Below are 14,720 nucleotides of genomic sequence, written 5' to 3' on the forward strand. Positions count from 1 at the left end.
GTATAATATTTCCTGAAATTAAATTAATTCGATTTTCGATCAGGTACTTTAACTGCATATTAACTAAACGATATTTAATTATCCCTGATGAGACAAGCAGCAGCAAAACCTACTCAGAACCCCTCCTTTTCCATATCATTTTCCCAAAGCCCCCGCAGGCTGGTATTGTGGTTGGGCAGCCCATTTCTTATCCGGTTTATCCTGCATGAAAATATCAAGGCTTCCTCCCGCCATCATGTTTTTATAATTAATGTAATTGTTTCCGCTTAATTTCCCGTTCCATTTCACCTGGTGGATGTATGCCGAACTTTTACTTTTTTTGTGGCACGTTATTACCAGCTCCTTCCCTTTCGGCAATTTCAATATTACCTTATCGAAAATAGGGGCACAAATAAGATATTCGCCCGATATGGGGTTCACCGGGTAAAAACCCATGGCCGCGAACATGTACCATGCCGACAATTGCCCGGCATCGTCATTGCCGCCAAGGCCACCCGGGCCATCACTATACTCTGTAGCAAGTATCTGGCGAACCTGCTGTTGGGTTTTCCAGGGCGACGGGGTGTAATTGTACATAAAAGGGATCTGATGGCCAGGTTCATTACCATGCCAGTATTCTTTTTTCAAAAACAAACTATCCAATGCAGATTCCAGCCGGGCGGGGCCTCCCATCAATTGTGTAAGGCCCGGAATATCCTGTGGAACATAAAATGTATATTGACGGGGCGTGCCTTCTGTAATATAGCTTTCTTTTTTATCGGGGTCGTAATCTGATATCCAACTACCGTTGGCATAGCGGCCCCGTACCAAACCCGTAGTAGCATCAAATACGTTTTTATAATAGCCGGCGCGTTTTAAAAGTGATTTATAATCTGCTGTTTTATTTATCTTTTTGGCGAATTGTGATAGCGCATAATCGTCATAAGCATACTCCATAGTGCGGCTAACCTGCTCTTTTTTATGAAAAGCATCGGGCACACTATCTTCCAGGGGTATGTAGTGATATTTTAAATAGCTATCTAATGCCCGGCGGCCTTTACCTTCTTCATAATCACTTTTATTTGCGGGTATGTCAAACGCGTTGTGCCGCAATAAGCTATAGGCTTCGTTTACATCATAATCCCTGATACCTTTAAGATAAGCCGAACTAATTACCGAGGCCGTATGATCGCCTATCATTTCTGATGTGTAATTGTTCCAGCACGGAAATATTGGCATCCAGCCTCCCTGCCTGCCCTTAATAATCAACGACCTGACCAAATCATTCACAAAAGCGGGTTTCAATATTTCATACAAAGGAATTTCGGCGCGGTATATATCCCACATCGAAAAATCATCATAATAGTCGCCTTTGGCCAGCTTTGCTGTTTTATAGTTGCCGGCAAACATAGGATAGCTGCCGTCCGCATCATTAAACAACCGGGGTTGCTGCATGGTGTGGTAATAAGCTGTGTAAAAAATATTTTTATCCTTAAGATTATCGGTGGTTACACTAATTTGGCTTAAGGCTTTTTGCCATACCGCTTTACAAACGGCAACCGCTTTATCAAAATTAAACCCGGGCATTTCTGCCTCTAAGTTCTTACGGGCGCCATCCAGGCTGGTAAAGGATGTGCCTATGCGCATCACCAGCTTATCGCCCCTGTTCAGTTTAAAACCTGCAAACGCACCTATTCCCGGCTTATCTTTTACACTTGTGGCAGTTAAAATCTTATCCCCTGTAAAAGTTCCTGCCCTATCGGCAATTTTTTCAAACCGGATCACAAAGTAGCCGCTAAAGCCAGCGCTTTTACCCCAGCCCTGGTAAATACGATGGGCAGGATTGTAACCACTAATTTCGCCGCTTTTTTCATCCACTTTTATGTAACCCTCATGCCTATCGCTGTTGGGCATAATTAACAAATAAAGGCTATCTGCTTTATCCATTGTAAACTGCATCATACCACAGCGTGGCGTTGCTGTTACAGCGGCATGTAAGTTATATTTAGCTAAATTAACCTGGTATAAATATGGGGTTAGCAGTTCGTCGGTATGTTTAAATGGAGTTTCGTAGCCCCTGGTGTTTAATTTACCGGTAAGGGGCATAATGGTAAAACTACCATAATCCTGCGTACAGGAACCACTTAGCCAATGCGAACCGCGAATGCCGTAAAACAGGCTATCTTTATAAAGATAGGGCGGCACACACTTATTTTCAGTAGCCTGGGTCTCGGGCGTCCACTGTGTCATTGCAAATGGTGTACTCACCGCAGGTATAGTATTGGCCTGTGACGCTGCATACCCCGAGCCATGTTTTAGTGCCGATGCTGTTGTAGCAACAGCGGTACCCGCCAAAGGCTGCACATATTTAACTACATCCTGCGCAAATATGGATGTGGTTACAACCGACAATAATAAAGTAATATATAAGCGTAACTTTTTATAAAGTATCATATCATTCATTTAACCCAGAGTGTATTTGATAATAAAATTCAATATTAACATCACTTTGGGCCATTGCATCTCTGTATTAAAAAAAATATTTTATTTCGGTATAAAAAGTACCACGGGGGTACGCTGTATAAGTACTATTGTTTCAGTTTTTCCAGCTCAGCCGGTGTGATTTTGATAATAGTACCGTGCCTGATGCCTTTAGGAAGATTGATCTGATCAGAAATATCTGTCCATTTCTTCAGATCTGTAGAAGTGATGGCGCCATATTTATGTTCGGTGTATTTATCAAAATAAACAATCCACTTATTATCAATTCGCAAAGTAGTTGGTCCTTCGGCCCAATATTTACCGGTTATAGGGCCCTGGGGCTTTGAGTAAGGGCCGGTTAAGTTTTTAGCATAAGCTATTTTGATATTTTTTTGCACAGGATGCAGGGTTTCATCTTTAAACACCATTACAAATCTCTTTCCATCGGGCACAATGGTTGCATCAATACTGCTAAAACCCGGATCGAACAGCATTTTTGCCGAAGTATAGGTTTTAAAATCCTTAGTGGTGATGTAATAAATACGATGGTTATACTTACTCTCGGCAAGACTATCCGTTACCGGGAACAAACCATCAACAGAAGTAGCCCAATAGATCATATATAGCCTGGTGACTGCATCATAAGTAATTTCTGGAGCCCAGCAGTTACGTGCACCTGGCTGTTGTTCCATAACTGGTAATTGTTGCTGCCCTGACCAATGTACCAGGTCTGGTGAGCTGGCATAGCCGATACCTTTATCTTTCCAGCTATCCGTCCAAACCATATGGAATAAGCCATCGGCACCGCGGATGATGCAGGGATCGCGCATCAACTTATCATTGGATACCATCGGCGTTAAAAATGAGCTGTCATTTTTTAAAGCCGACCATTTAAATCCATCATCGCTATAGGCCAGATGTAGTCCATCCTCGCCGTTATTTTTAAAATAGGCAAACAAATAAACCTCTTTTTTTTGATGAACCTGGGCATGAACAAATGCGCCAAGCAACATCAAAACAACAAAAACGATTCTTTTAAATATCATGGTTAGGGAATTTAAACTTAAAATAGCTGATAAGATTACAATAATGCACTTTATATTTCGGATCATTTTAAATCGTGACAGGATCATCTGATTAGTTGATAGGATTTACCGCCGACAGTTGCAAAAACAAGTTCGAAACCACCGGCAACCTTTTTTGGCTTAACAGCGGCGTTTTTTAACGTTAAAGGGGTTTTGGAATATACGCGGCATTCTCCCCCGTTTCTGGAATAAACCGAGGCACTGCTTACCTGGTTGTTTTGCCAGTTAATATCTACCACATATCCGCCCCTGGCAACCAAGCCTTTTACCCTGCCTGTTTTCCAGGCATCCGGTATGGCAGGCAACAAATTAACTGATCCATCCTGACTTTGTAACAGCATTTCGGCAAGTCCTGATGTTCCACCAAAATTTCCATCTATCTGAAACGGTGGGTGGGCATCAAACATATTGGGGTATAAACCGCCGCCTTCGTTATAATTATAACCACTTTCGCCGGTAAGCCTTAAAAGGTCTTGGTATAATTTATAGGCATGGTTACCATCAAGCAAGCGTGCCCATAAATTCACTTTCCAGGCCAAACTCCATCCGGTACTTTCATCCCCCCTGAGTTCCAATGACCTTTTTGCCGCTGCAGCAAGATCTGGCGTTTTTGATACCGATATTTCATTTGCCGGGTAAACGGAATATAGATGAGACACATGCCGGTGATGCGGATCAGGTGATTCAAAATCTTTAAACCACTCCTGTAACTGGCCCTTGCTGCCAATTTGATAAGGTATAAGCTTTGCTTTTTTAAGCGTTAAGGTATCCCTGAAAGCCTTGTCAACATCAAGCACCTTGCTGGCTGCTATTAAATTATCAAACAAGTCCCTTATAATGCCCATATCCATGGTGGTTGAAATGGAAACATCTGCAACTTTGCCTTTGCCATAAATAAAATCGTTTTCGGGTGACATGGACGGAGCAGTGACGAGGTGACCGCTGCTATCCGGGATCAACCAATCAAATGTGAACCTGGCTGCGTTTTTCATAATCGGATATGCCGTGTTTTTTAAAAACTGCTTGTCGCCTGTATATAAATAATGCTCCCATAGGTGCCGAGTAAGCCAGTCGCCCCCCATAGGCCAATTAGCCCATTTTGGATCACCGTGCCCAAAATCGCCAACCGGGTTAGCCAACGCCCATATATCGGTATTATGATGTGTAACCCATCCGCCTGCATGATAAAAATCTTTTGCAACAGAGGTACCCGTTACCGATAATGCCTTTATAAGATCAAACAAAGGCATGTGCATTTCGGTCAGGTTACAATCTTCGGCCATCCAATAATTCATTTGAACGTTGATATTACTGGTATAATTTGAACTCCATGGCGCGCGCAATTCTTTGTTCCAGATACCCTGGAGATTTGCGGGAACGCCAGCCGTTCTGGAACTGCTGATCAATAAATAACGGCCATATTTAAAGTACAAAGCTTCAATTCCAGGGTCTTTCCCCATTTTTGTGTAAGCGGCAAGTCTTTCATCGGTAGGAAGATCAGCCCTGCTGCCCTCATTATTATTCAATGTTAATGAAACACGATTGAAAAAACGGTGATAGTCTGCAAGATGAGCAGCCAGTAACTTTTGATAAGGCTTTGCAGCGGCTTTATGGAGGTAATTTAACGCGATAGCGTGCTCGTCGTTATCCGGGCATTTATCATAGCCGTTAAAACTGGTTGCGGCCGAAAGGAACAGTGTAACTGCGGAAGCTCCTTTAATTGTAATTCCGCTTGTATCGGCTGTTATTTTCCCATCATCACTTACGGCTTTTGTCAACAATTCATAACGCATTCCCTTACAAGGATCGTTATCGTCATAAACGATAGGTTCCTGTTTGTAATCGACATAACTTGGTTCAACGTGGGATGGTGCTTTTCCTTTAAGTATTAATAGGTTATTTTCTGTCAACTCCTTTTTAAAACGAAGCTGGCTTGAAGCAGTGATCTTTAAGTTTAACTGTTTAGGAACACTCGCTGTTATTCTAACTACAATAACCTGGTCGGGTGCTGATGCAAAAATTTCTCGTTTATACTTTACACCGTTAATGGTGTACACGGTGGTGGCAACGGCATCGTCAATATTTAAGTCCCTGTAATAAGCATTTGTTTTAGATGTATTTACATCTTGTTTGATGCGCAGATCTGCCAGGGGTAAAAAACTTTCAGAATATACCCCCTGCATTTTTTTGTTGAGATCATGTGCCAGGTTGTAATCGCCCTTAAAGAGGGCAGATCTTACCTTTTCCAGGTAACTGAAAGCCCCTGGGTTCGGGTTTTGTTTAGCAGGCCCGCCAGACCACAACGTGGCCTCGTTCAGCTGGATAAGTTCATCACCGGGATTCCCGAATACCATAGCACCTAAACGCCCGTTTCCTAAAGGCAAAGCCTCCGTCCACAATTTCGCCGGTTTTTTGTACCATAATTTATTACCCTGAGCAAAGCAATCAAAAGTTATTAATTGAACGGCAATAAAACAGACTAAAGTAAGCGTGCGCCTGGTTATCAAATATTTCATATAAGTTGAATTTTATTTAAGCACTTTAAATGTTATTTTGAATGCAGCCGCATTTTGCGTGGGATAAACCGCGCTATTATTGATTATCAGCGCATTCTTATTCTGTTTCCATTTAACTTTAACGTTACTGCCCAGAAGCTCAACTCCCGCTACAGTTCCATTTCCGGTATCGGATCCCAGCGAAGTGATAGACACCGTTTCGCCTGGTGCAGGTAAGCCAAGTGTTATGGCATAAAGTTTATCGCCCTTTACTGTAAACCGAATATCTTTTGAACTAAAAGGTATTTTTTGATCTACAAACTGGCCGCTGGCCGACCTGGTTGGTCCCTCCCCATAAACTTTCCACGGACGAGTGCCATAAATAGCCTCGCCGTTTACTTTAAGCCATTTGCCTGTGCCAAGTAACACCTGCGTTTCTTCGTCGGTAATACTACCATCAGGCCGGGGACCAATATTTAATAAAAGGTTGCCATTTTTACTTACAATATCTATAAGGTTGGTTATTACATATTGAGCCGTTTTAAAGGTATTTCCGTTTGCGTATCCCCATGAGGTGTTTCCGATGGCGTCGTCTGTTTGCCAGGGCAGTTTGTGTATCCCATCCAGCTTTCCGCGCTCCATATCAAATACAGCTGTGCCCTCCGGGAAGGCTACGTCATTTTTATAATTTAGTACAACGCCCTTATTCCATTCAATCCCCTTATTGTAATAATACGATGCAAATGATTTACGATAAGGCTCAAGTTCCGGTTGTTCTATCCACCAGTCAAACCAAAACAATTGTGGTTTGTACTTATCGGTCAATTCAATATTGCGCATTAACCAGTCGTTCATAAACTCGGTGCTCATTATTGGCCTCACATTATCGGGGCTTTTGCTAAACGGGTCATACACTTTTGCAGGGCCGTAAAAATCAGCAAAATCGGGATCTCTCACATCCGAATTAAACTTTGTCCCTTCTCCCATAAACCACCAGTGTTCTATCCTGTGAGATGAAAGTCCGAAAATCAGTCCATTTTTACGTATTGCGGCTGCCAGTTCACCTATAATATCCCGTTTGGGGCCCATTTCTGCCGCGTTCCATTTAGATAAAGCTGTTTTATACATTGCAAAACCATCATGATGCTCGGCAACCGGCACTACATATTTGGCTCCCGCTTTTTTAAATAAAGCCACCCAGGCATCGGCATTGAATTTTTCGGCTTTAAACATTGGTATAAAATCCTTGTAACCGAATTTGTTTTCCGGGCCATAAGTGGCTACCTGATGTTTATATTCATCACTCCCTTCACGATACATATGCCTCGGGTACCATTCGTATTTATATGCTGGAACGGAGTATACGCCCCAATGAATAAATATACCAAACTTGGCGTCTCTGAACCATTCGGGCGTCTGGTATTTCTTTAACGAGTTCCAATCGGCCTGAAAGCGTTCCTGGGCATTGGAACGTGTAATACAACAAATAAAAAAGCAAATAAATGCCAATGACGTTAGTAATGTCTTGTACATATTGGTAGATGCGTAAAATAGTTATAATTTATTTTTAATTTGGTTAGTAATGGCTGCTTCTGAAGGTAAATGAACTTTTTTTATTTCCATCCTTTACACCCTTGCGTTGTATACAGTATTCTTTTTTGATGTTAATTGTCTTTAATAAAGCCTGCATTGCTTTATTCTTAAACTGATTTCATTTACTAACTGCACTGTACTTACAAACCCTAAAATTTAGCTGGCTTGTTCATAATGATCAATAAGGACGAATTACTCACTGGAAAACAATTGGTTATTACCCGGATAGGGCTAATACATGTTAAAAAAGGAGTACAGCCCTAAAGCTATACTCCAACCAACTATTAACCATTGTAAACCAATTATCAGTACCCAGGATTTTGTTTAAGCTTGGGATTTATATCTATCTCTGTTTGGGGTAGCGGAAATATTAACCGGGTTTGTGTAATGTTTGTATATGCTGTCGTAGGAAGGTAAGGCTGCTGCTGCTTAATCTTAGTTCCAAAAGCTGTCATTACATTTATAGCCTGCCCGGTACGTACCAAATCAAGCCAGCGGTGATTTTCAAAAGCCAGCTCAACACGGCGCTCTTTTGCTATGGCGGTACGCAAATCTGCCTGGGCTACAGCGGTAGTAATGCCCAGCCCTGCCCTTGCCCTTACCTGATTAAGATAAGGAATGGCCTGGCCTGATTTACCTTCTTCGTTTAAACACTCGGCCAACAACAGTAAAACATCGGCATAACGGTAAACTATCCAGTCGTCGCCGGTATTGTTAAAGTTTGCATACGGCCCGTGAGTGTATTTTTTGCAATAGGTATCATTAACTGTATTGCCGTCGCCATCTACATAACTAAAGGCAATAGATGCTGCTTTACGGGTATCTCCTGTTTCATAGGCGGCAATCAAATCCGGGGTTGGCTTGTTCCAACCTCCGGTTGTTTTATTATCTCCAGACGGGCCTAAAATATTTTTTATGTTTGAAATATTAGGCGCAAACTGAAATGCGAAATTACTTTGCTGTCCTTGCGGCCCCTCTAAATACTGCACTTCAAAAATAGATTCGGCTGTATTGCGGCTGGCAAAAATATTTGCGTAATTGGGCACCAGGCTATAACCCAAACCGTTAACATCTGTCAAGGCGGTTTCGGCCTCAGGATATCGCTTTAACGTCATATAAACGTAGCCAAGCAATGTTTTAGCCGAACCTTTGGTAACCATACCAATAGTAGTTTGCTTTGCCGGCAATAAACCGGCGGCGCTGGTGGCATCAGCAATGATCTGTTTGTACACATCATCTGCAGTTGAGCGTGGTAAAGAAGCTTCTGCTACCGAGGTAACTTCTTTTAAATGCAGGGGTACCCCACCAAAATACTGCACAAGCTCAAAATAATAATAGGCACGTAAAAACTGCGCCTGCCCTTTTAAATTGGCTTTTACAGCAGCATCAATGGTTGAATTATCAATACGATCTAAAATAGCATTGGTACGGGCTATGCCAACGTAGCAATTCGCGTATTTGTTAAGGCCGTTCATATTGATAGTTATATCCAAAAAGCCCGAAATGTTCCATTTATCGCTAAACTGGCCACCCTGCAAACCGGGGCTGGCAAAATAAGTAGCATTGTCTGATCGCATTTCGCCCATTACATAGGCATCACTGTATATATTGCGCAAAGGCACATATGATCCTACAACTGCCTGGGTATAATCATTGGCTGTTTTAAAGTAAGTTGCTTCGGTTACAACCGTTTGGGGCACTAATTCAATGAAGCTTTTTTTGCAGGCAGATAAGCTTAATGCCAATGCCGCCGTTAATAATATCCTGACTCTCATAATTATATGATTATATCTTTTATTTTAAATTAACATTTACACCAAAACTGATAGTGCGCGGCACCGGGTATGAGGTATTGTCGATACCGATATTCAAAGGGCTGCTACCTTCAAGTCCGCTTACTTCCGGGTTGGCACCCTTGTATTTTGTAAATACAAACAGTTGCTGGGCGCTGGTGTAAACCCTTATACTTTTAATATAATTATTGCTTTTATTAAGCGGGATAGTGTAGCCTAACGTTACGTTTTTAACGGTAAGGTAACTGCCATCGGTTACCCATCTTGAATTGGTATACCTTGCCAAAGCGGTACCTACAACAATGCGGGGATGCACACCGGCACCAGGGTCTGTTGGCGATTTCCAGCGGTTAGCAACATCTTTGGTTACGTTAAATACACCATCCAGATTCTGAGTATACTCCAACGTACGGTTTTGCAGATCGCCACCATAAGCGCCAGATACGGTAACACCAAAATCGAACTTTTTGTAATACAGGTTATTTGTCATACCGTAGGTAAAATCCGGGTTAGGATTACCGATAAAGGTTTGATCTTTAAGGTCAATTACACCGTCCTTATTGATATCAGCATATTTAACGGTTCCAACCTGCGACGGAGAATCGCTGCCAAGGTATTTTGCCGAGCTATCAAAATCTTGCTGGTTTTTATAAACACCAATAAATTTATAGCCATAAAACATTCCTAATGGCTGGCCTATCATTTCGATATTTGAACCATTTGTATTTCTTGGCAAATAACTGCCGTAAGGGCCTAAATTCAGGATCTTGCTGCGAACAAAACTGATATTGAAATTTGTTGTCCATTTTAAATTGCCAACTAAATTTTGGCTGGTAATGGAAAATTCATGGCCATGAAACTGCAATTTGGCAACATTGTCAGATATATTGGAAAATCCTGATTCCTGTGGCACGTTAATCTGGTACAACAGCGAAGAGGTAATTTTACGGAAATAATCGTAACTAACACTTATGCGCCCGTTAAGCAAATTAAAGTCGGCACCAATATCCAGCTGCCTGGATTTTTCCCAGCTTAAATTATTATTACCGATGTTGGCAATAGAAGTACCTGGGGTTAAAGTTCCGTTAAATGTATAGTTACTTGTTTGGGTATTAGGTATGAACCCGTAGTTCCTGATATTAAAATTACCATTAACACCATATCCAGCTCTCAATTTAAGGTCGGATACGAAGGAGACCTTCTGCATGAAGGGCTCTTCAGAAACATTCCAGCCAATTGATACCGCCGGGAAATTTCCGTATTTGGTGTTCGGCGCAAAACGGGATGATCCATCCCTTCTGAATGAAGCAGAAACCAGGTACCTGTTTTTATAATTATAATTTAAACGCGAAACAAACGAAGCCAATGACCATTCCTGGATATCCGTTTGAGGATTATTAAAAAGCGTGGCGGCTGCCAATGATGGTATGTTATCATTAGGAAAACCATAGCCAGATATATAACTATTATCCTGGTGATATTTTTGGGCTGTATAACCTACCAGTACATCAAAATTATGATCCCCGAAAGAATGTTTATAATTCAGTGTATTTTCAGTAAGCCATGAATAATAAATGTTGCTTCTTGAAGACGCATTGGCCTGGTTTGGAGGTGGGGCAAACAACCCGCCGGATGTAGAAGGATTCCAGACTTTATTTTGCTCATTTACATAATCGATATTTAAAGAGGTCCTGAAATTCAGGTCTTTTATTATTTCCACGTTAGCATAAGCGTTGGATAATAAACGTCCCTTTTGCGTGTTATTCTTTGCTTCTGTTGCTACACGGTACCAATTGGGGTTACCAAAAAGACCAGGCGACTGTGAAGTTAAAGGCAAAGAACCATCGGCATTTTTATAAGGTGATAATGGCGAGCTGGTTATCGCGTTTTGAATGATACCGCCGCCAAAAATATTACCATCACTATTGCCGTTAGCCTGTTTTTCATAAGTTGGCGCTACGTTTAAACCAACTGTAATTTTACTATTAAACTTATACTCGGAATTAACACGCAGAGAATATCTTTTATAATTTGATGCGATGAGTACGCCGTCCTGGTTCAGCATGCCAAGGGTGGCGGTAGTGGTTGATTTTTCGGTACCGCTGTTTAAAGCCAGGTTGTAGCTTTGAATAGGCGCGTTACGTAATAAAACATTATACCAGTCGGTACCTTTACCTGCATATTGCGATGGATTTTGGTATTCAACAGGGATGCTTGTAGCCTGCCCGAGACGAATTTTTTCTGTAAACACATCTTGCTCATATTGCGCAAACTCCTGTGCATTCATCACATCCGGCCGCCCCTTTTGCGGAACACTCTGCACACCATAAAATGCGTTGAAAGTTAACGAGTTTTGGCCTGGCTTAGCATGTTTAGTGGTAATGATAACCACACCATTTGAAGCCCTTGAACCATACAAGGCGGTTGAAGATGCATCCTTCAATATGGTAAAGGTTTCTATTTCTTCCGGGTTAAGGTTATTAATATCGCTAACCAAAGGCACACCATCAACCACATATAATGGCTGGGAATTGGTGCCAAAAGATGCCGCGCCACGAATTCGGATCTGTATACCCTGACCCGGTATACCGGTTGTTTGATTTACCTGCACGCCCGGCGTTTTTCCCTGTATCATTTGCGTAAACTGGGTTACCGGCTGGTCCTGTACATCAGTAGCCTTTATAGAAGTTACCGCGCCCGTTATATCTCCTTTTCGTTGCGATCCGTAAGCCACAACCACAACTTCATTGAGGCTCTTGGAACCGCCTGTTAATTGAATATTTAATACAGATGCGTTATTAACGGCAACCTCTTTTGTTACATATCCAATGTACCGTACTATTAAAACAGCACTGCCGCTGCTCACTTTAAGCTTAAAATTGCCGCTTACATCGGTAGCAACACCGTTTGTTGAGCCCTTTTCGGTAACTGTTACGCCAACCAGGGCTTCGCCATTTTTCCCGGTTACCTTACCAGATACTTCAAAAAGTGGTTTACTATTTTTTTCGGTAGCTATCGCCATTGGGGATGCGGCGCCTACGAAAATCAAAACCAGCATCGAAAAACAGAAAAAGCGATGCCTGCCTCCTAAAAAAGAGGGTAAATTTGTAAAAAAAGTCATAATTTTGAATTAGGTTAGTTATTTAATTGATTGACTAAATGATTGTATTATCTATTCGACCAGGCAATAAAATCATTTAACTAAGCGGGGTATTTCTAAAATATCCTGCTTATGTTTTTTTCTTTTCTTTTTTCAAATTATCTTACTAAGGGTTAGCGTAGTACAGTAACAATTATTATTGAGTTACCTATACTGCGACAGGTTAAAAATGAATTCTATTACAATTGGTTTATGAGACGATTTTGAGGAAGGGACCTCATAATCATCTTTATCAAAAGTATTGCAGATCACATCTAAAAGGATATATAAAATGACATTTCTCTTATCTAATTTGATATAAATAACGATCCTGAAAAACAGTAAGGCTCTGATGTTTAGCTTCCTGATTACCGGATAATCCCCCAAAACAAAATCAGGAAGCTAAATTTAAAAATCAGGCGAATTATCCATTGTGCCTTACACCTGATTAACATCAGACACATATAAAACCTTTGGAGATTGAAAGAAATAAAAAGGACAGCTGAGTGTTTAATCACAAACTTGAGGAAGGAAGAGGGGCCGGTAATATCTGACGCCCCCACGGTTTAGAACCCAAAAATTGCGCTTACTAATCGCTTTTTTAGTTGGATGTCGCGATTTTGTTGCGGTTTGAAAAACATAACAATTATTAATTTACTGATTATTAAAAAGATGCAATCCTTTGCTGTTTCATCTGTTGTGCAACACAACGGTTTTTAAATTAACAAACCTTCACCACATCTAGCCCAAGCAGCTGACCAAGTTTTTGTAGTTTGGAGCTAATGTGACCTATACCTACGGCACAATGGTGAGCAGGCCCATGGCTGTTCCAATCGTTAACAAACCTCCTGGCCCCGATGGGGAATTTATAACGGCTGTTTGTATTGCCGATTTCTAAAATTGGCCCGGCAACCGATTCCCCCTCTGCCACCAGCAGCATCAATTTGCCACCAGCCTGTTCAACTACCGAAAGCAACGTAACAGGCCCGTTCTTTACTGACATTTCTACCGAAAGCCCCTGCCCCACCTTGCCATGGTAAACCAATAATGGTCTTACTTTGGTTTTTCCTTCTGCTATGGCTATATGGCCCGGGCCATCGTGGCCCATTAATACAACGTCTGCGTTAAAATCCATCGCGTAATATTCAGTAAACGAGCCACCGGCTCCAAAACTGTCCATAATTTTCATGGCCTGCGCATTTTTTATTTCATACTCACCCGCCACAGGGATTCCCCTGGCTGTAAGGAGGGAGTTACCCAGGATGATAGAACTGATGGTATCCTCGTTATCAAAATTCCCTGTCCCCTTGTAGTAATACGCCAGCGAACCAAGCTTATGGTTTTCTACCAGCTTATCAAGTGCCAATGAAGTGCGGGCAGCACGTTGCAATTCCACTACTGTACATCCCTCCTGCACATCAAACTGATCTTTAAATAACAGTACCCTTTCTTCAATTGCCTCGGATGATATGTCTTTACGCAAACTGGCCAGCTCATCTACCTCCAGCAACTCTATGTGCCCCCCAAAAGCGGCGTATTGCTGCGTAAGATCTGTATATATATCAAGCATCCCGCTGTAATAATGCCCCATGCATCCCAGGCGGTTAAAAGCCATGATGTTGGCAACTCTGGCCGCTTCAACCCATTCTGTTACTTCATCCCAACATTCCGGGTCGTTATGCAACATGCCTGTGATCTGGTGAAATTTGATGCCGGTACGTTTAAATACATTAGCAAGCTCAGGTACAGGGCAGGCAGAACAGAAAGCCAGCCACTCACCAGTCATACGGGTACGATCACTCATGCTGTTAAAAGCTGCGTAATCAATTGCAGCGTCCGGTGATAAGTTTAAGATGATCACCGGCACTTTGGCCCGCTGTACTACCGGTAATACTGTAGATGAAAGCGCATAGGTAGTAACGTATAAAAAAATTATATCTACATCCTCTCTGCGGAAAGCGCTACCGGCAGCAAACGCCTTTTCCGGAGTATCTATCAATCCAAGATTGATCACCGATGGATGTATATCGGCTATTTTCTTTTCTACCACAGATAAATAGCCTTCAAGGCGCTCTTTTAATTCATTAAACTGCCCCCAGTAAGCATCCAGGCCAATACCAAATAATCCGATTTTTAATGAGCTTTGCTGCATGTA

The 14,720-nt window shown here is 41.9% G+C and carries 7 protein-coding genes; all 7 read right to left on the minus strand.

What is annotated here, in order from left to right; genetic code table 11:
- Window positions 1–135 precede the first annotated feature (135 nt).
- Entirely contained in the window at window positions 136–2,433 is a 2,298-nt protein-coding gene (locus tag Q0R88_RS08745) for a GH92 family glycosyl hydrolase (protein WP_295715125.1), read from the minus strand.
- A 134-nt stretch (window positions 2,434–2,567) separates the two neighbouring features.
- A complete protein-coding gene (locus Q0R88_RS08750; RefSeq protein ID WP_295715126.1) occupies window positions 2,568–3,506 on the minus strand; it encodes a glycoside hydrolase family 43 protein in 939 nt (312 codons plus the stop codon).
- Window positions 3,507–3,589: 83 nt separating this feature from the next.
- Complete coding sequence (locus Q0R88_RS08755) at window positions 3,590–6,061, minus strand: glycoside hydrolase family 95 protein (RefSeq protein ID WP_295715128.1); 2,472 nt, start codon at window positions 6,059–6,061, stop codon at window positions 3,590–3,592.
- 12 nt (window positions 6,062–6,073) lie between these two features.
- Window positions 6,074–7,573 (minus strand): alpha-L-fucosidase, encoded by a 1,500-nt coding sequence (locus Q0R88_RS08760; RefSeq protein ID WP_295715130.1) that lies wholly within the window; start codon window positions 7,571–7,573, stop codon window positions 6,074–6,076.
- A gap of 365 nt (window positions 7,574–7,938) precedes the next feature.
- Entirely contained in the window at window positions 7,939–9,408 is a 1,470-nt protein-coding gene (locus tag Q0R88_RS08765; protein WP_295715132.1) for a RagB/SusD family nutrient uptake outer membrane protein, read from the minus strand.
- A 19-nt stretch (window positions 9,409–9,427) separates the two neighbouring features.
- The gene (locus Q0R88_RS08770; protein ID WP_295715133.1) at window positions 9,428–12,547 is read right to left on the minus strand and encodes a TonB-dependent receptor; all 3,120 of its coding nucleotides are present in this window, start codon (window positions 12,545–12,547) and stop codon (window positions 9,428–9,430) included.
- Between the two features lie 739 nt (window positions 12,548–13,286).
- A complete protein-coding gene (locus Q0R88_RS08775) occupies window positions 13,287–14,717 on the minus strand; it encodes an arabinose isomerase (RefSeq protein WP_295715135.1) in 1,431 nt (476 codons plus the stop codon).
- Window positions 14,718–14,720: the final 3 nt, after the last annotated feature.

It is taken from the genome of Mucilaginibacter sp., from assembly GCF_025362475.1.
Lineage (GTDB): Bacteria > Bacteroidota > Bacteroidia > Sphingobacteriales > Sphingobacteriaceae > Mucilaginibacter.